We start from the raw sequence: 19,335 nt of genomic DNA, 5'->3' as shown, positions 1-19,335 counted from the left end.
TTTGTAGAGCTTCTTGCGAGGATTTCTCCTTCGTCGAAATGACAAGATTGGGGTTACTTTATGTTAGCTTTGATTGAGAAATGACAAACATGGCGGTTATTTTGTAGAGTTTCTTACGCGGATTTTTCCTTACGTCGAAATGACAAGATTGAGCAAAAAAAATCCCGCTTCATAAGAAACGGGATTTTCAACAATTGATATTCTTTTTTTTTTATTTTAAACTGTTGCGGCAACTTCTTGTGGCAACGGAATTTGATTTTTAAGCAAATCTTCGAAAGTTTCGTGTTGACGAATTAAGATTCCTTTTCCGTCTTTCCATAAAACTTCGGCTGGTTTGTATCTTGAATTGTAGTTCGAAGACATAGAGAAACAGTATGCTCCGGCGTTTCTGAAAGCTAAAATGTCACCTTCAGTAATTTCCGAAATTTTGCGGTTGTTGGCAAACGTATCGGTTTCGCAAATGTATCCTACCACAGAGTAAAAACGCTCTTTTCCTTTTGGGTTTGAGATGTTTTCAATATAGTGTTGTGAACCGTAAAACATTGGGCGGATTAAGTGGTTGAAACCACTATCAACTCCGGCGAAAACTGTTGAGGTTGTTTGTTTTACTACGTTTACTTTTGCTAAGAAGAAACCTGCTTCGCTCACCAAAAATTTTCCTGGTTCGAAAATCAGCGTTAAATCTTTACCGTATTCTGCACAGAAAGCATTGAATCTTTTTGATAATTTTTTACCTAATTCTTCAATATCTGTTTCGATATCGTCTTTTTTGTAAGGCACTTTAAATCCACTTCCGAAATCTAAAAATTCTAAATCTTTGAAATGTTTAGCCGTGTCAAACAAGATTTCAGCCGCATACAAGAATACTTCGATATCTAAAATATCAGATCCTGTGTGCATGTGAATTCCAACAATACTCATTTTTGTATTCTCAACAATTCGCAAGATATGCGGTATTTGATGTACCGAAATTCCGAATTTACTATCGATATGTCCAACAGAAATATTAGCATTTCCACCCGCCATTACATGCGGATTGATACGGATACATACCGGAATTTGAGGATATTTTGTCCCGAATTGCTCCAGGATAGATAAGTTATCAATATTGATTTGAACACCCATCGCGGCAACTTCTTCGATTTCTTCCAAAGAAACTCCGTTTGGCGTAAAAAAGATTTTTTCAGGTTCATAGCCAGCATGAAGTCCTAACAAAACTTCTTGAATTGATACAGTATCTAAACCAGACCCCATGTTCTTTAATAACTGAAGAATCGCAACATTAGACAATGCCTTCATGGCGTAATTAACTCTCAAGTTTTCTACCTTAGAGAAAGCTTTGGTTAATCTGTTGTACTGTGATTGGATTTTTTCGGCATCATAAACATATAATGGACTTCCAAATTGGTCTGCTAACTGCAGTAAATCTTTTGCTTGCATTTTTATAAACTATTTTGGGCAAAGTTATTACACTTTTGACTAACGACAAATTAATTGTAGAAAAATAACAAATTGTAACAAATTGTTTGTTTTTGAACAAAAAGTGCTTTATTTCTAATTTTTATAAAATTCTTTTTTAGGTTCTAAGGGACTAAGACTCTAAGGTACTAAGTTTTTGCCACAGATTAAAAGATTAGCGTAGATTTTTTTCGCCACGAATTGCACTAATTTCCACAAATTTTATTCTTTGAATTTTAGGATGCATTCGTTTAATTACTTTGCCTATTGTTGCCAATCAAGAAAAACATAACCAACGGCTTCAACCGTTGGGACGCAATATGATCACAATACATAATCACAATTATATGATCGTAATATACGATCACGATCAGTCTCCCACGGTTGAAACCGCGGGCTATGAATTAAATATTTTTGGTTTTAATGTCCCTTTGTTTTTCTGTGTATTTGAACCTAAAAAGCCCTGACGTTAGTCAAGGCTTTTTGCTGTGTGTTGTTTATCGGAATAAAGACTTAATAAAATTTAATCTTTAAGTTCTTAAGATGTAGATTACAAGAAAACCTTAGCCCCTCAGAATCTTAAAAATTACAAACTAGGTAAATCTCCGTTTCCTTTGGTTGGCAAGTTAGTAGAGCCCATTAAGAACAAATCTACTTCTCTTGCTGCTTCGCGACCTTCTGAAATAGCCCATACAATTAACGATTGTCCTCTTCTCATATCACCAGCGGTGAAAATGTGCGGTACATTCGTTTGATAATTTTTTGCTTTATAGTTACTTCTCATATCCACTTCAAGACCTAATTGCTCGCTTAAAGTTTTCTCAGGACCTGTAAATCCTAAAGCCAATAAAGCTAAATCGCAAGGCCAGATTTTTTCTGAACCTTCTTTTTCGATTAATTCAGGACGCTGACCCGGAGTCATTTTCCATTGCACTTCAACTGTTTTTAATCCCACTAATTCTCCTTTTTCGTTAGCCAGGAATTCTTTAGTATTGATTAACCAGTTTCTGTCACAGCCTTCTTCGTGAGAAGATGACGTTTTCAACTGCAACGGCCAGAAAGGCCAAGGCGTTGACTCGCTTCTTCCAACCGGAGGTTTTGGTAAAATCTCAAAGTTAGTTACTGATTTTGCACCGTGTCTGTTTGATGTTCCAATACAATCTGAACCTGTATCTCCACCACCAATTACGATTACATCTTTTCCAGTTGCCATTACCTGGTCTGGAATTGATTCTCCGTATAAAACTTTAGTTTGCTGTGTTAAGAAATCCATTGCCTGAACAACGCCTTTGCTTTCGATTCCTTTAGTTGGCAAACTTCTTCTTTCAGTTGCTCCACCGCATAATACGATAGAATCAAAAGAGTTTAGTTCTTCAACGCTAAAGTTTACTCCAACATTTACGTTAGTTTTGAAAGTGATTCCTTCTGCTTCAAGGATTAATACACGTCTGTCGATAATTCCTTTTTCTAATTTGAAATTCGGAATTCCGTAACGTAATAAACCTCCAATGGCATTGTCTCTTTCAAAAACAGTTACAGTGTGACCCGCTCTGTTTAATTGTTGAGCTGCTGCCAAACCAGCAGGACCTGAACCAATAACAGCAACCGTTTTTCCAGTTCTCGTTTTTGGTGGCTGTGGTTTGATCCATCCTTCATCAAAACCTCTTTCGATGATATTTTTCTCGATATTTTCAATCGCAACAGGTTCTTTGATGATCCCTAATACACATGATTTCTCACATGGAGCAGGGCATAAGCGACCGGTGAATTCCGGAAAGTTATTAGTAGATTGTAAAATCTCTAAGGCACCTTGCCATTCTTCCTGATGCACCATGTCGTTGAAGTCAGGAATTAAATTACCTAACGGACAAGCACTGTGGCAAAAAGGAATACCACAATCCATACATCTTGAACCTTGTTCTTTTTTCTTTTCTTCAGATAACGGAATAGTAAATTCGTTGTAGTTCGAAACACGTTCTGCAACTGCTAAATTACTTTCGTCAGCTCTGTTATATTCTTTAAATCCGCCTATTTTACCCATGACATTTTTAATTAAAATTCCAATTTCTTAAATTCCAAATTCCAAATCCTTCGACTCCGCTCAGGAAGACATTGCCATTGAAATTGACTTTTGATTTTTGAAATTGATTTTTATTAAGCTATTAATTCTTCTATTTTTTTCTCTTCTGCAATTCGCTGTAATGCTTTTTTGTAATCAGTTGGCATTACTTTTACGAAATGTTTCTGTTCATTTTCCCAGTCTGCTAAAATTCTTTTCGCTAATGGACTGCTGGTGTACAATGAATGGTTTTTGATTAATCGTCTTAGTTTTGTAATATCCTCTTCTTCGATTGGGTCAAATGCAACCATTTCCATGTTACATAAAGTTGAATCGAATTTTTTATTTGGATCATAAACATAAGCCACACCACCGCTCATACCAGCTGCGAAGTTTCTTCCTGTTTTTCCTAAAACAACCACCGTACCACCGGTCATGTACTCGCATCCGTGATCTCCAATTCCTTCAACTACCGCAGTTGCTCCAGAATTTCTCACACAAAAACGCTCTCCGGCCATTCCATTAATATAAGCCTCTCCGGTAATAGCTCCGTAAAGGGCAACGTTACCAATAATGATGTTTTCTTCAGGTTTGAAAGTTGCAGTAGGAGGTACTTTGATAATCAATTTTCCTCCGGAAAGTCCTTTTCCTAAATAATCATTACAGTTTCCGTGAATTTTAAACGACAATCCGTTTGTTGCAAATGCACCAAAACTTTGTCCGGCAGAACCTTCAAAATCAACTAAAATAGTGTCTTCAGGTAAACCTTGTGCGCCATATATTTTTGAGATTTCATTACTCAAAATGGCCCCTACAGAACGGTCTGTATTTTTAATTTTAAATGTAACTCTTGTTTTCTCTTTTCTATAAATAGAAGGAATAGCCTCTTTGATAATTGCGAAATCCAATACATTTTCTAAGTTGTGATCTTGTTCAGTTGTATTGTGATTTGGAACCGTTTTAGCTTTTTCCGGTTTGTATAGAATTGATGATAAATCTAAACCATTGGCTTTGTAATGTTTGATCGCTTTGTTCACATTTAATTTTTGTGACTGACCGACCATTTCTTTCAAGGTTCTGAAACCTAATTGCGCCATGATTTCTCTTAATTCCTCAGCAATAAAATACATGAAGTTGATTACGTGCTCCGGAGTTCCTTTGAAATTTTTTCTCAATTCAGGATCCTGAGTTGCAATACCAACAGGACACGTATTTAAGTGACAAGCTCTCATCATGATACATCCAGAAGCTACAAGCGGAGCAGTAGCAAAACCAAATTCTTCGGCTCCTAATAATGCAGCGATAGCTACGTCACGTCCTGTTTTTAATTGTCCGTCACACTCTAAAACCACACGGCTTCTTAAATCATTTAAGATCAAAGTTTGTTGTGCTTCAGCTAAACCAAGTTCCCACGGAATTCCAGTGTGTTGTAATGAAGTCAATGGCGCAGCACCAGTTCCTCCATCATAACCTGAAATAAGGATAACATCAGCTTTTGCTTTGGCAACACCGGCAGCAATTGTTCCAACACCCACTTCAGAAACTAATTTTACGTTTACACGCGCTTCACGATTTGCATTTTTCAAATCATAAATCAATTGAGATAAATCCTCAATAGAATAAATATCGTGATGAGGTGGAGGCGAAATTAAACCTACATAAGGCGTAGAGTTTCTGGTTTCAGCAATCCAGGGCACCACTTTTTCTCCAGGAAGCTGACCACCTTCACCAGGTTTTGCTCCTTGAGCCATTTTAATCTGAATTTCTTTAGCGTTTGTCAAATAGTTGATCGAAACACCAAAACGTCCAGAAGCAACTTGTTTGATAGCACTGTTTCTTGAATCTCCGTTGATTTCTTTCTGGAAACGTTTAGGATCTTCTCCACCTTCTCCGGAATTACTTTTTCCACCAATTCTGTTCATTGCAATCGCTAAATTCTCGTGTGCTTCTCTACTGATAGATCCGTAAGACATTGCACCTGTTTTGAATTTCTTTACAATTTCTGTCCAAGGTTCTACTTCATCAATAGAAATTGGATCTAAATTATTGAATTCAAACATTCCTCTAATAGTCATTAGGTTTGAGCTTTGCTCGTTAACCATATTAGAATATTCTTTATAGCTTTCAGGGCTGTTTAAACGAACCGCCTGTTGTAATTTAGCAATAGTGGTTGGATTGAACATGTGTTTTTCTCCACCACGTCTCCATCTGTAAATACCTCCAATTTCTAAAGAAAGCAAACTTGCCACTTTTGAATTTGGGAATGCTTTTTGGAAACGTTTTTTTACTTCTTTTTCTACTTCCATCAAACCAATTCCTTCGATTCTTGAAGGTGTGTAAGGGAAATATTTAGAGGTAAATGTTTTGTTTAAACCTAATATCTCGAAAATTTGAGCAGCTCTGTACGAATGTAAAGTAGAGATACCAATTTTGTTCATGATCTTAACGATTCCTTTTGCAATCGCTTTATTGTAATTTACAATTGCATAATCAGCTTTAACACCTTTAATGAATCCCTGGTTAACCTGATCGTGAATGATTTCATTTACCATGTAAGGATTGATTGCACTAGCACCGTATCCGAACAATAAAGCAAAATGATGTGGTTCACGAGGCTCTGCAGATTCGATTATGATTCCAAATTTAGAACGAACCTGTAAAATATTCAAAGAGTGGTGAATGTAAGAACAAGCCAATAACATAGGAATTGGAGCTAATTCTTCGCTTACGCCTCTATCCGATAATATAATTACATTGCACCCTTCAGAAACCGCTTTGTAAGTAGCCTGAACACATTTTTCAAGAGCACGCTCTAAACCGTTAACTCCTTTTTCTATTTTATATAAAGTAGAAATGGTAGCCGATTTGAAATCTGCGTGATCGATGTTTCTGATTTTATCTAAATCCTCGTTAGAAATAACCGGATTCTGGATTTTTAATTTTTTACATTGTTTAGATTCAATTTCAAAAATATTGAAATCTCCACCAACAGCTAAACTGATATCAGTAATGATTTCCTCACGAATACCATCCAAAGGCGGGTTGGTTACCTGGGCAAATAATTGTTTGAAATAGTTATACAACAATTGAGGCTGGTCTGACAATACTGCCAAAGGCGTATCGTTACCCATAGAACTAATTGCTTCAGCTCCCTGACCTCCCATTGGGTTGATGATTGTTTTTAAATCTTCAATGGTATAACCAAATAATTTTTGTCTCGTTAAAAAATCAAGTTTTTCAACCGGAGTTGGGTTATTTGTGTAAGGAACTTTAGATAAAGGCAATAAATTTGCATCTAACCATTCTTTATAAGGACGTTTCGTTACAATTGCTTTTTTTACTTCTTCATCCTCAATAATACGACCTTCGTTCATGTCAACAAGGAACATTTTTCCTGGTTCTAAACGACCGTGCTGAATTACATCTTCCGGATCGATATCCAATACACCAATTTCTGATGACATGATTACGAAACCGCTTTTTGTTAAGGTATAACGGGAAGGACGCAAACCGTTTCTGTCTAATAATGCTCCAATAACATTTCCATCTGTAAACGGAATAGAAGCAGGACCGTCCCAAGGTTCCATGATACAAGCATTAAACTCGTAAAATGCTTTTTTCTCAGGAGACATTGTCTGATGTTTTTCCCAAGCTTCAGGAACTACCATCATCATTGCTTCCGGTAATGAACGACCAGTCATTAATAAAAGTTCAACCACCATATCCATAGAAGCAGAATCTGATTTTCCTTCTAAGATAATTGGGAATAATTTTTTGATATCATCGCCAAAAACTTTGCTTTGCATAAGCTCTTCACGAGCACGCATACGGCTAACGTTTCCGCGAAGTGTGTTGATTTCACCATTATGACACATGTATCTGAATGGCTGTGCTAATTCCCATGAAGGGAAAGTATTTGTAGAGAAACGTTGGTGAACTAGCGCCAAACGAGTCACTAAATCTGGATCTTTTAAGTCAACATAATAACGGCTGATGTCTTCCGGCATCAATAGACCTTTATATATTATGGTAGTTGTCGATAAACTAGAGAAATAAAACATATGGCTTTCAGAGGTTTTAGAGCCTCTAACAGCGTGTTCAGCAATTTTTCTAGCTGCAAAAAGTTTTGCATTAAATTCTTGTTCAGTTAAATTCTGACCGTTTTTGCTAACAAAAACCTGTTTAACTGATGGTTCTTTTTCTGCGGCAATCTGCCCTAAATTTTCCACTTCAACAGGTACATCTCTCCAACCTAAGATCTTTAAGTTCTGATCTTTAATAGTTGCTTCAAAAGTGTTGATACAAAAAGAAACCTGGTTTTTGCTTTTTGGTAAAAACACCATTCCTACTGCATACTCACGTGTTTCAGGGATTTCAAAATCACATACTTTTTTAAAAAAATCATGTGGGATATCGAACAAAATTCCAGCTCCGTCTCCAGTTCGTCCATCAGAACTAACGGCACCACGATGTTCCAATTTTATTAAGATATCCAATGCTTTGTGAATAATATCGTTAGATTTAATACCATTCAAATTACAAATAAATCCTGCACCACAATTGTCGTGTTCAAATTCAGGCAAATAAAGCCCTTGTTCTTTAACTTTCATTCTTGATATTTTTTCTACAAAAATAAAGATTTCGTTAAACATAATGTATTGAAATTGTAATTTGGCTTACATTTTTGTTGTAATATTAGAAAAACGGTTCTTAAATGATAATAATTTTATTTAAACCATTGCTAAATGATAAAATGGCAATATGTTTTAAATTATATTAGGAAAAATCCGTGGTCAGGTATTGTAATTACTGATATTTTTGTTAAATATCAAACGATATAGTGATTTTCTGTTAACATTAACAAAGCATTTGTTTAACGATTTATTTGCTTTCGTAAATAATTATAAAGGAATCTTAAATTGACTCATTTTTAATTGAAAAAGATTTTACTATTAAGTTGAATTTTGCTACTTTTGTCGCACTTTTATTCTGAAATAAATTCAGAACCAGACAAATTCTATATTATGAACATACACGAATATCAAGGAAAAGAAATTTTAGCTAGTTACGGAGTACGCATTCAACGCGGAATTGTGGCTAATAATGCGGTTGAAGCTGTGGCTGCTGCAAAACAATTAACTGCCGAAACTGGTACAGGATGGCACGTAATAAAAGCACAAATTCACGCAGGTGGTCGTGGAAAAGGTGGTGGAGTTAAGTTGGCTAAAAATCTTCAACAAGTTGAAGAAATTGCAGGACAAATTATCGGAATGCAATTGATTACACCTCAAACTTCTGCTGAAGGAAAAAAGGTAAACAAAATTTTAGTTGCTGAAGATGTATACTATCCTGGTGAAAGCGAAACTTCTGAGTTTTATGTTTCTGTTTTATTGAATAGAGGTACAGGACGTAACATGATTATGTATTCTACTGAAGGTGGAATGGATATCGAAGAAGTTGCTGAGCACACTCCACACTTAATCTTTACTGAAGAAGTTGATCCTACTGTTGGATTACAAGGTTTTCAGGCTAGAAGAATTGCCTTTAACTTAGGTCTTTCTGGAAATGCTTTCAAAGAAATGGTTAAATTCATCGATTCATTATACAATGCTTACATTGGTTCTGATGCTTCTATGTTTGAAATCAACCCGGTTTTGAAAACATCTGACAACAAAATTATGGCTGTTGATGCTAAAGTAAATATCGATGATAATGCTTTATACAGACAACCTAAGTACGCTGAAATGAGAGATATCCGTGAGGAGAATCCAATCGAAGTTGAAGCTAAAGAAGTAGGTTTGAACTATGTAGATCTTGACGGTACTGTAGGATGTATGGTAAACGGAGCTGGTCTTGCAATGGCAACTATGGATTTAATTAAATACGCTGGTTTTGAGCCTGCTAACTTCCTTGACGTTGGTGGAACTGCTGATGCAAAACGTGTTGAAACGGCTTTCCGTATTATCTTAAAAGATCCAAACGTAAAAGCAATTTTGATCAATATTTTTGGTGGAATCGTTCGTTGTGACCGTGTGGCGCAAGGAGTTGTTGACGCTTACAAAAATATGGGTGATGCTATTAAAGTGCCAATTATTGTTCGTTTGCAAGGAACAAATGCTGAAATTGCAAAAGAATTAATTGACAATTCAGGTATGCCAATTTTATCAGCTACTCAATTTCAGGAAGCTGCTGATCAGGTTAAAGCTGCATTATCTTAATCAATTAAGAAATCAATTATATAGAAAATCCTTCCGATTTCGGAGGGATTTTTTTTGCAGTCTACTTAACCGCAACGTACGCAAGGCTTTTTATCTATAGGGTTCAATATAAACGCAAAGTTCGCAAAGCTATCTGGTAAAAGATTGGCAAACATAGCCCGCGGTTTCAACCGAGGGGACATAATGTATATCACACAATCTGCATCTTCCGAGCTTTCCCACGGTTGAAATCGTGGGCTATATTTGAAAATAGGAATCTTTTTTAAACACAAAGTTCGCAAAGCTTTATCAATATAGCCTTGCGAACTTTGCGTAAATCTTAGCGCCCTTTGCGGTTAAACTTTATAGGTATTAATTATTTCTTATTCTTACCGTTTTTGTAAACCACTTTTTCTACAACCTGTACTTTAGGAGCTGTTTTGGTGTTGTTTTTCTTGAAAGGTTTTTTAGCTGCAGGTCCCGATTTAGAAGGTGCTTTATCGCCTCTTCCTTTTTCAGCATCTTTAGCGCTTGCTTTAAACTCAGGTCTTTCTTTTGTACTGTCTTTCTTCGGAATTTCTGCTTTATGTTTTGCTAAAACATCATTCGGGTTTTTAGGATTTTCTTTCGTTCCTCTTAAGTGAATTACTAATCCGTTTAAAAAGTTACGTAAAACCTGATCACCGCATTCCATATAATTTTCATGATCTTCTGCTCTGAAAAAAGCTCCTAATTCTGATTTTGTAATTCTAAAATCTACTAATTCTAAAATTTCAACTATTTGGTCGTCACGGAGCATCAAAGCCACGCGAAGTTTTTTTAGGATATCGTTGTTCGTCATCGTTTAATTTTTTACAAAGGTACGTTTTAAAACTAATTTGATTACAATTTATTGAGTTACGAGAAGTTTTTTTGCCACGAATTTCACGAATTTTCACTAATTGTATTGTGTGTAAGTTTTAATTTGTGAAAATTAGTGGAATTCGTGGCCAACTTTTTTTTTGTTTTTACTTAAAATTATAAACGTTTAAGATATTTACTAATTTATCTAAATCTTCCGGCAGATGATTAGCTGTTACTACAATTCTATTTAGATTATCTGCGTTTTGTTTGTATTTAAAACTAGCAATTATAATCTTATTTTCTTTTAATACATCAATAACATTTTTATCTTTCAAATAAATTAAAGGATAACTTTTATCAAATTTGATAGAATCATTTTTGACCAGTTTTTGGTCAATATAAATGAGATTCTCAACTAATTTTTGATGTTGTTTCGGATATAGTTCAGAAGCATCGGCTAAAGTCTGTACAAAAGCAGGATTCATTCCGGCAGCAGAGCCAAAGATTTCTGATTTCTTTATTTGATTGATAAAAGAAACATCACTTGCAATTACACCTCCGGTTAAACCAAAAGCTTTTCCCAAAGAAGAAACCATAATTTTTCTCTTTATCGGAAGATTGATATCAGAATAAATTCCGCAGCCATTTTTGCCTAAAATTCCAAGAGAATGTGATTCATCAATAAGCAACGTGATTTCTTTGTTTTTTGGAATTGCGGCCAAAACTGATAAGTCAATCGGATTGGTTTCAAAAGAAGGAACTCCGTCGGTCAGGATTGTAATTGTCTCTTCTTTGTTATCCAATAACCTGGAATTGATTTTTCCATCTATAAAAACGGGTAAACTTTTATCTACCTGAATCGCCGTATGAACATCATCAAAATGAAAAAAGGTGCCTGTCTGTTTTTTCAATTCATCAATTGCCAGTTTTCCGGCTAGCATTCCGGAAGAAACGGTGACTACAGCTTCTGCTTTAATATAATTTGCTAAAAAAGTTTCGCCGTTTTCATAAGCTTTAACTTTTACATTTGCATTTCTGGAACTTCCGTATGTTGTTCCCCATTTCAGAATGTTTTTTACAACCAATTCCTGAAAAATCTTATTTGTTGGTAATCCTAAATAAGCTGTTCCGCCAAAATACAAATATTGTTCTTGGCCAATTTCGATAATTCGATCTGGGAATTGATTGACATTCATTTTTATTAGATTAAAGTAACTCCGGTTCCGTTAAGTTCAGAATAAGAGACAACGCCGTTTTTTATGCTTACTCCTGTTGCAATATCTTCTGCCAAAAGCAAAGCACCGTCCATATCTACATAATCCAACTGAGGCAATAAATGAGCAATTGCTGAAATTCCAACAGTCGATTCGGTCATACAGCCCACCATTGTTTTTAAACCTAGTTTTTTAGCTTCTTCGATCATTCTTTTGCCTGGCGTTAATCCGCCACATTTCACCAATTTTACATTTACACCGTGAAAATGATTGTGACATTTTGCAACATCTTCTTCAATAATACAGCTTTCGTCGGCAATTATGGGTAAAACGGAATGTTTAAAAACTTCTTTATGTGCTTCCCAATTATCGGCTTTCATAGGTTGTTCCAGAAATTCGACGCCTAATTTCTTTAATTCGATGGCATTGTTTATCGTTTCTTCAACGCCCCAGCCACAATTGGCATCAATTCTAAAAATAGCATTGGTGTGTTTTCTCAGTTCTTTTACAATAGCAATATCTTCTTTGGTTCCGAGTTTAATTTTATAAATAGGCCAAGGCAATTCCTGCATTTTTGAAACCATTTTTTCTATGGAAGCAATTCCGATAGTATAATCCGTAAGCGGATTTCTTTCGGTTGTATAATTCCATAATTCGTATAATTTTTTGCCTTTTTTGCGCGCGTATAAATCATTATAAGCCAAATCTAAAGCGCATAAAGCAAACATATCGTGTTTTAAATACGGATAAATTTTCGCCCAAAAAACGTCAGGAGTTTCATTTTCTGAAGTTTCAATAACAGTTCTGATTTTTTCCAAATCTTTCATCATCATCGGAACTGTCGTTTTATAATATGGATTTGAAGTAGCTTCCCCAAAACCTGAATGTCCATCACTTTTTAATTCAACAATTAATGAAGGCTGAAAATCAATTGATTCCCTTGAAATGGTAAAAGTATGTTTGAGTTTTAAATTGTATTCTCTTAAAATTAATTCCATAGTAAGAAGTAAGTTTTTTAATTTTTTATTTTAATAACCAAGCCAGAGAACTGCGTCTACAAAACCATCACGCCAGAGTTTTTCGTTATGTTCGCCGTCTTTTACAATTTTATCTTTGGAAAGATGAAGACAATAACAACGATTTCGGTCTAAAAGTGTTTCCATCTTTTTCATATCTTTTACCATGTCATCACTTTCCTTGTCACCACATAAAAAATAAATCTTTGTTTTATTTTTAGGCGCTTTTTCGGTTAAAGTAAAAATTTCATTTGAAAACCAAAAGGATGGTGAAAAAACGCCCGCTTTTCCAAAAACTTCCGGATATTTCAGAATGGCATAATAAGAAACCAAACCACCAAGAGAACTTCCCATTATGGTTGTGTTTTTTGCTTTTGTTTTGGTTCTGTAATTTTTATCAATGTAGGGTTTCAGTGTTTTTACGATAAAATCAAGATAATTGTCTGCGTTTCCTCCACCATATTTTTCATTTTTAAAAGGTGTCAATTCATCAATACGTTTGTCGTTTCCGTGTTCAATTCCAACGACAATCACAGGTGCTTTTAAGCTGTCTAGTTTTTCATCGACATTCCATTCCCCAACAAAAGAGGTTTTGGCATCAAATAAATTTTGGGCATCGTGCATATAAATGACATTGTATTTTTTTTTGGCTGAAGCCGAATAACCTTGAGGTAAATAAATCCAGATTTTTTTGGTGGTTTTAAGTTGACGCGCTTCAATCGTAAAAGTCGAAACGTTTTTTGAAGCAGTACTTTGTGCATTTCCAATAGAAGTTACCCACAGAAAAATAAAAAAGAATAATCCTCGAATCATTAGTAATTTTGTGTTTAAATTTGAAAGCAATATTTTAGCTAAAAATAATAAATTGATGAATACAGAAGCAGAAAAGAGAAGTTTACTTTTAGAAATGATAACTTTTTCTACCGTTGATGGAAAGTTGCACAAAAGAGAGTATGATTTTTTGTGGCTTGTCGCCCAGGAATTAAATATTGATTTTGATGTTTTTAATGATTTGTTTCATCAGGAACATACAAAGCAAATTATAAAATCAGAATTTCAGCGTATCCAACAATTTTACAGGCTGGCTTTGATTATGCATTGTGATGGTATTTTGCACGAAAAAGAAGCAACAGGAATACAACAAATCGCCATTGAAATGGGGTTAAATCCGGGAGCTGTAAAAAGAGTTTTAGATTTGATGAAAAAAGCACCAAACGCTATAGTTGATCCTAAAGTTTTGCTGAAAGTTTTTCAGGAACAACACAATTAAGCTAATTGTTCCTGTAATTTTTTAATATCATCACGTAGTTTGGCAGCTTGTAAAAAGTCTAAATCTTTTGCCGCTTTTTCCATTGATTTTCGTTTTTCACGAATCATTTTTTCTAATTCCGATTTTGATAAATAGGCTGTTTCCGGTTCTGCAGCGATAGACAAAGTATGTCCTAATTCATACTCCACTAATGGATTTTTAGTAAACGCACTTTCGATTTTTTTATTTAAAGCTTGTGGTGTAATATTATTTTCAACGTTAAAATTAATCTGTTTGGTTCGGCGGTAATTGGTTTCATCAATTGTTTTTTGCATACTGCCTGTCATTTTATCAGCATATAGAATTGCTTTTCCATTCAAATTTCTTGCAGCACGACCAATAGTTTGCGTTAAAGATTTGTGATTACGTAAAAAACCTTCCTTATCGGCATCTAAAATAGCAACAAGCGAAACTTCTGGTAAATCCAGACCTTCACGCAGTAAGTTTACACCAATTAATACATCAAAAATACCTTTACGTAAATCCTGCATGATTTCAATACGTTCTAATGTATCAACCTCAGAGTGAATATAACGACAACGAATATTTACTTTAGTTAAGTATTTGGCTAGCTCTTCAGCCATTCTTTTAGTTAAGGTAGTCACCAAAACTCTTTCGTCTAATTCACAGCGAACCTGAATTTCTTCAATTAAATCATCGATCTGATTTAAACTAGGTCTTACTTCGATAACCGGGTCTAATAAACCTGTCGGACGAATAATTTGTTCTACATAGATTCCGTCTGATTTTTGCAATTCGTAATCTGCCGGAGTTGCAGACACATAAATAACCTGATTCTGCAAAGCTTCAAATTCTTCAAACTTCAAAGGGCGATTATCCATTGCGGCCGGTAAACGGAAACCGTATTCAACCAGATTTTCTTTACGACTGCGATCGCCTCCGTACATAGCGTGAACTTGCGAAACGGTTACGTGGCTTTCATCTACAATCATTAAAAAATCATTCGGGAAATAATCTAATAAACAGAAAGGTCTCGTGCCGGCCTGTCGTCCGTCAAGATAACGGGAGTAATTTTCAATTCCGGAGCAATAACCTAATTCACGAATCATTTCTAAGTCAAAATTAGTACGTTCTTCCAAACGTTTTGCTTCCAAATGTTTACCTATTTCTTTAAAATAATCAACTTGTTTCACTAAATCTTGTTGGATTTCCCAAATTGCACCTTGCAGTACTTCAGGTGAAGTCACAAACATATTAGCAGGATAAATGGTCAGTCTTTTGAATTTTTCAATGACATGTGAAGTCTTAGCATCAAAAGATTCTATTTCTTCGATTTCATCTCCAAAAAAGTGAATTCTGAAAGCATCATCAGCATAACTCGGATAAACTTCAACCGTATCGCCTTTAATTCTGAATGTTCCCGGATTAAAATCGGCTTCTGTTCTGGCGTATAAACTTTGTACTAAGCTATGTAATAACTTAGTTCTTGAAATGACCTGGTCTCTAAATATTTCAATTACGTTTTTCTTAAATTCAACGGGATTCCCAATACCATACAGACACGAAACTGAAGCGACAACTAATATATCACGTCTTCCTGAAAGCAGGGAAGAGGTAGTGCTCAAACGCATTTTTTCGAGTTCTTCATTGATAGATAAATCTTTTTCGATGAAAACCCCTGTTACGGGCATAAAAGCTTCCGGTTGATAATAATCATAGTAGGAAACGAAATATTCAACGGCATTATTTGGAAAAAACTGTTTGAATTCTGAATACAATTGCGCAGCCAGCGTTTTGTTATGAGCCAACACTAAGGTTGGTCTTTGAACTTCCTCAATGACATTGGCGACTGTAAATGTTTTACCAGATCCGGTAACTCCTAATAAAGTTTGATATTTTTCGCCATCTCGAACACCTTGCGCTAGTTTTTTAATCGCTTGTGGCTGATCGCCTTTCGGACTATATTCTGAGGATACCTGGAAATTCATTTTTAAGTGCTGAAAGATTAAGTTTTGTAAAGATACAAAGTTTGAATTCTATTTAAAAGATAAAATAGTTCGTTACAAACGGCATAAATTTTTATTAAATAATACTGATTAATCTAAAAAATCAACCATTGCATTGTTCACAATTTTAGACTGGTCAATACTTAAAAAATGGCCCGCATCGGTTATTTTCTGAGTTTTACTTTTGATTAAATATTTCTGGGCCCGTTCTAAACTTTCTTCAGAGTTAATGACATCTTGATCGCCAATTAAAACCAAAACTGGATTGGAGATTGATTTTAATTCATCATCTGAAAAAGGCGTCATTTTCAGCATGCTTGAATTTGATTTGGCGTATTTGTTGGCTAAATAAAATTGTCTTTTGTAAACCGGACTAATTTTTTCAGGATGTGTCGAAAATGTCGTTAGCGTTTTGGTGAATTTCTTTTCACTAGGGAAAAGTTTCAGCATTAGAGCGTTACTTGTTTTACCGACCTTATCAATAAATTTAAAGGTTTGTGCCGGACTTAATAAGACAATTTTATCGATAGAATTTGGTTTTTGAACTGCTAGTAATGTTGCAATCCAACCTCCTCGGGAAGCCCCAACTATATCAAATTTCTTCAATTTGTAATGTTGGAAAATTTGATTGTACCATAAAACAATTTCCTCTCGCGAAAGGGGTTTTGCTGTTAAAGTAGATTTTCCAGGTTCCATCAAAAAGTCAATGGCATAAATACGATGATTTTTGGCTAAAGCTTTAATGTTTGGATACCACATGGTAGAACTGGCGTCCATTCCGTGTAGTAAAACAAGATCTTTTCCGTTTTTTGGCCCTGCCATAACAATATGTGCAGTTCCAAAACTGGTTTGAATATTTTCTTCCGTATATGGAATATCCCAAAGTTTTAAAGCTTTATCGTAGGAAGTTTTATAAGCTTGTTTTTCACTTTTTGTTTCAAAAACGTAATCTTCAAATTTTGCTTTTTTAGAAGACGCACAACTTACAATTAATACGAATAATGCGATTCTGAAGAATATTTTTGGTGTAGTCATAAAATTCAATTTACTTTAAAGGTACTGAGAATAATACAGATAAAGTATCAGAATTTTATTTTAAAGTATCAGAATTACAATTTCATATAATTAAGATGAGTAAGCAAGAGTTCATGATTTTGCTTAAAAGAATAATTTTTTTTCAACAAATCTGTCTTTTGAGAGATTTTTTAATTGATCATATGAACTTGATTCATTGTCTTCATGTTTTCTCCAAATAAAATTTGCATACCAATCTGCAAACCAAATCATTTTGTTATTTGTACTTTCTAAAAAATCACAAGTGATATTGATATCGAAACCGCCTCCCCAAATTTCGGTTTTTATATAATCAGGAAAACTTTCCCCATGACTAACTTTTATAGTTCTTTTGTCTAATATAATTGCAGTACTTTGCAATTGAATAATTTCAGACTTTAATAACAAACCCAAAACATAATTGTAAAATATATTTTTGTCTTTTCTAAGTGATTCAAAAACTTTTGATTTATTTACAGTTATCGAAATGATTTTAAATGAATCACTTTTACTAAATATTTTATTTGCAAGTTGAGAAGTAATGAAAGAAGAATGCTCAGGTATAAAGCTAGCTCCTTTCTTTTCAATATTTGGGGTTAGATTATACTTTTTATAGATGTCAGATATGAAACGAGAAATATATTTTTCTTCGTCTTTGGAAATAATTATTCCTGTAATTGTGATAAATTTACTTGAACCACCATGTCTGTTAGGTTTGTCCAGTTTCCAACCTAAATCACCACTTTCATCTATGTATATATTCATGGGCATAAAAAAAAGGGCTATAAAGCCCTTTGGTATTTTTTTAAAAAATAGACCCTCAAAACGATGTATTAACAATACATTTATGGTAGATGTTTCACCGCCACGTTGAATCAGGAATTACCTATTTATATAATGCAAATGTACATAAAAAAAACGAAAAAATAAATTTGTAAGAATTATTTTCATATTTAGTAAGAGTTATAATTTTTTCAGGATTCTTAACTATCAATGATAATCTGCACGATAGCCAAAATCGCATTAGGAATAATAACTGGTAAAAGCCATTGACTAACATCTTTATAGTCTTTTAAAAAGATACTATTAAATTACAAAACACAGATGTATCCAAATAAATTAATAAAACGGATTGATCTAAGGTCTTTCACAGATTTTTAAATCTTCCAGGATTTTTGCTGTGCTTCACTTAAAAAAGTCCATGCTATAATTCGGCTAGTTTTTTGGCCCTGAGCCATATCAATTGTTTTGATTGAAGCTGCGTTTACTTTATTTAGTGTTTTGTAAATGCTTGAAAGATTTTCTCTTTTAGACACCAAAGTCGTAAACCATTGACATTGCATCGCATATTTGGCACTTTCATAAATCATTTGAGTTAAAAAACCAATTTCACCACCGTCACACCATAATTCTGCATTATGACCACCGAAATTTAAAACGGGATTTGTTTTTTTCTTTTCCTTCGGATTTAAGTTAGATACTTTTCGAACCGTACTTTGATTGGCATCTTCAGCAGAAGCATGAAAAGGTGGATTACACATCGTGAAAGTAAAACGATCTTCGGGCGTAATAATATTTTTGAAAATAAATCGGGATTCAGTTTGTTGTTGAAGGCTTATCGCGTCAATCAATTTCGGGTTTTCTTCAATTATTTTTGCGCAGTTTTCAATTGCTTTAAGATCAATGTCTGTTCCTACAAAACTCCAATCGTAAATAGCATTTCCTAATATCGGATAGATACAATTTGCACCCGTTCCGACGTCTAAGCCTAAAACAGATGAACCTGTCGGAATAATTCCGTTATTACTTTCGGCTAATAAATCAGCTAAATAATGAATATAATCGGTTCTTCCCGGAATTGGCGGGCAAAGATAATTTTTAGGAATATCCCAGTTTTGAATGTCGTAATAGGTTTGTAATAAAGCTTTGTTAAGCGCTTTTACTGCATCGGGATTACTGAAATCAATCGTTTCGATTCCGTGAATGTTGATCGCAACGTATTTTTTAAGTTCAGGACAATTCGTAACAAGAAGTTCGAAATCATAACGGGAACGATGAAGATTTCGAGGGTGTAAATTGGTTTTTTCGGAATTGTCTGTTGCTTTCATTTTTTAAATTTGAGTGCAAAGATAGTCATTCCTTTTTTAGAAAGGATTTTATGAAAACTAGTGCCGTCAATTGTCGTGAAGCGTTGGGAGGAAAAATACTTTTGTAAAGAT

At 34.5% G+C, this 19,335-nt stretch carries 13 protein-coding genes; 2 read left to right on the top strand and 11 right to left on the bottom strand.

Features of this window, described 5'->3' with window-relative positions:
* Positions 1–216: 216 nt before the first annotated feature.
* From lysA to gltB, 3 genes are all read right to left on the bottom strand, one after another.
* On the bottom strand, positions 217–1,440 hold the full coding sequence (lysA, locus tag IHE43_RS19935; protein ID WP_192185533.1) for a diaminopimelate decarboxylase: 1,224 nt from the start codon (positions 1,438–1,440) through the stop codon (positions 217–219).
* A 604-nt stretch (positions 1,441–2,044) separates the two neighbouring features.
* A complete protein-coding gene (locus IHE43_RS19930) occupies positions 2,045–3,499 on the bottom strand; it encodes a glutamate synthase subunit beta (RefSeq protein WP_192185532.1) in 1,455 nt (484 codons plus the stop codon).
* Between the two features lie 113 nt (positions 3,500–3,612).
* The gene (gene gltB, locus IHE43_RS19925; RefSeq protein WP_192185531.1) at positions 3,613–8,127 is read right to left on the bottom strand and encodes a glutamate synthase large subunit; all 4,515 of its coding nucleotides are present in this window, start codon (positions 8,125–8,127) and stop codon (positions 3,613–3,615) included.
* 414 nt (positions 8,128–8,541) lie between these two features.
* Here gltB and sucC point away from each other — a divergent pair, with 414 nt between their 5' ends.
* Positions 8,542–9,735: an ADP-forming succinate--CoA ligase subunit beta gene (sucC, locus tag IHE43_RS19920; RefSeq protein ID WP_192185530.1), complete on the top strand. Its 1,194-nt coding sequence runs from the start codon at positions 8,542–8,544 to the stop codon at positions 9,733–9,735.
* Between the two features lie 355 nt (positions 9,736–10,090).
* Here sucC and IHE43_RS19915 read toward each other — a convergent pair whose 3' ends face one another.
* The 4 genes from IHE43_RS19915 to IHE43_RS19900 all read right to left on the bottom strand — a co-directional run bounded on the left by IHE43_RS19915 (position 10,091) and on the right by IHE43_RS19900 (position 13,600).
* Positions 10,091–10,555 (bottom strand): DUF1456 family protein, encoded by a 465-nt coding sequence (locus tag IHE43_RS19915; protein ID WP_065448172.1) that lies wholly within the window; start codon positions 10,553–10,555, stop codon positions 10,091–10,093.
* 166 nt (positions 10,556–10,721) lie between these two features.
* Complete coding sequence (locus IHE43_RS19910) at positions 10,722–11,753, bottom strand: aminotransferase class I/II-fold pyridoxal phosphate-dependent enzyme (RefSeq protein ID WP_192185529.1); 1,032 nt, start codon at positions 11,751–11,753, stop codon at positions 10,722–10,724.
* Positions 11,754–11,758: 5 nt separating this feature from the next.
* Complete coding sequence (locus IHE43_RS19905) at positions 11,759–12,769, bottom strand: dipeptide epimerase (protein WP_192185528.1); 1,011 nt, start codon at positions 12,767–12,769, stop codon at positions 11,759–11,761.
* Positions 12,770–12,799: 30 nt separating this feature from the next.
* Positions 12,800–13,600, bottom strand: a complete 801-nt coding sequence (locus IHE43_RS19900) for an alpha/beta hydrolase (protein ID WP_192185527.1) — start codon at positions 13,598–13,600, stop codon at positions 12,800–12,802.
* A gap of 55 nt (positions 13,601–13,655) precedes the next feature.
* Here IHE43_RS19900 and IHE43_RS19895 point away from each other — a divergent pair, with 55 nt between their 5' ends.
* A complete protein-coding gene (locus IHE43_RS19895; RefSeq protein ID WP_192185526.1) occupies positions 13,656–14,057 on the top strand; it encodes an excinuclease ABC subunit B in 402 nt (133 codons plus the stop codon).
* Here IHE43_RS19895 and uvrB read toward each other — a convergent pair.
* The 4 genes from uvrB to rlmF form a co-directional block, all read right to left on the bottom strand.
* Positions 14,054–16,045, bottom strand: coding sequence for an excinuclease ABC subunit UvrB (gene uvrB, locus IHE43_RS19890; RefSeq protein WP_192185525.1), 1,992 nt, complete (start codon positions 16,043–16,045; stop codon positions 14,054–14,056). The two genes, IHE43_RS19895 and uvrB, sit on opposite strands and share 4 nt — an antisense overlap.
* A gap of 108 nt (positions 16,046–16,153) precedes the next feature.
* On the bottom strand, positions 16,154–17,098 hold the full coding sequence (locus IHE43_RS19885; RefSeq protein WP_192185524.1) for an alpha/beta fold hydrolase: 945 nt from the start codon (positions 17,096–17,098) through the stop codon (positions 16,154–16,156).
* Positions 17,099–17,221: 123 nt separating this feature from the next.
* Positions 17,222–17,956: a DUF3800 domain-containing protein gene (locus tag IHE43_RS19880; protein ID WP_192185523.1), complete on the bottom strand. Its 735-nt coding sequence runs from the start codon at positions 17,954–17,956 to the stop codon at positions 17,222–17,224.
* A 317-nt stretch (positions 17,957–18,273) separates the two neighbouring features.
* Complete coding sequence (gene rlmF, locus IHE43_RS19875; protein ID WP_192185522.1) at positions 18,274–19,224, bottom strand: 23S rRNA (adenine(1618)-N(6))-methyltransferase RlmF; 951 nt, start codon at positions 19,222–19,224, stop codon at positions 18,274–18,276.
* Positions 19,225–19,335 lie beyond the last annotated feature (111 nt).

Origin of the sequence: Flavobacterium sp. MDT1-60, assembly GCF_014844035.1 — a bacterium.
Taxonomy (GTDB): Bacteria; Bacteroidota; Bacteroidia; order Flavobacteriales; family Flavobacteriaceae; genus Flavobacterium.
This window is presented reverse-complemented; position numbering and strand designations above follow the sequence as displayed.

Bases quoted from the DNA above. Each gene is read 5' to 3' on its own strand.
- sucC (WP_192185530.1), top strand. From the start codon at position 8,542: ATGAACATACACGAATATCAAGGAAAAGAAATTTTAGCTAGTTACGGA.
- IHE43_RS19910 (WP_192185529.1), bottom strand. From the start codon at position 11,753: ATGAATGTCAATCAATTCCCAGATCGAATTATCGAAATTGGCCAAGAA.
- IHE43_RS19900 (WP_192185527.1), bottom strand. From the start codon at position 13,600: ATGATTCGAGGATTATTCTTTTTTATTTTTCTGTGGGTAACTTCTATT.
- IHE43_RS19905 (WP_192185528.1), bottom strand. From the start codon at position 12,769: ATGGAATTAATTTTAAGAGAATACAATTTAAAACTCAAACATACTTTT.
- IHE43_RS19930 (WP_192185532.1), bottom strand. From the start codon at position 3,499: ATGGGTAAAATAGGCGGATTTAAAGAATATAACAGAGCTGACGAAAGT.
- rlmF (WP_192185522.1), bottom strand. From the start codon at position 19,224: ATGAAAGCAACAGACAATTCCGAAAAAACCAATTTACACCCTCGAAAT.
- lysA (WP_192185533.1), bottom strand. From the start codon at position 1,440: ATGCAAGCAAAAGATTTACTGCAGTTAGCAGACCAATTTGGAAGTCCA.
- uvrB (WP_192185525.1), bottom strand. From the start codon at position 16,045: ATGAATTTCCAGGTATCCTCAGAATATAGTCCGAAAGGCGATCAGCCA.
- gltB (WP_192185531.1), bottom strand. From the start codon at position 8,127: ATGAAAGTTAAAGAACAAGGGCTTTATTTGCCTGAATTTGAACACGAC.
- IHE43_RS19885 (WP_192185524.1), bottom strand. From the start codon at position 17,098: ATGACTACACCAAAAATATTCTTCAGAATCGCATTATTCGTATTAATT.
- IHE43_RS19895 (WP_192185526.1), top strand. From the start codon at position 13,656: ATGAATACAGAAGCAGAAAAGAGAAGTTTACTTTTAGAAATGATAACT.
- IHE43_RS19915 (WP_065448172.1), bottom strand. From the start codon at position 10,555: ATGACGAACAACGATATCCTAAAAAAACTTCGCGTGGCTTTGATGCTC.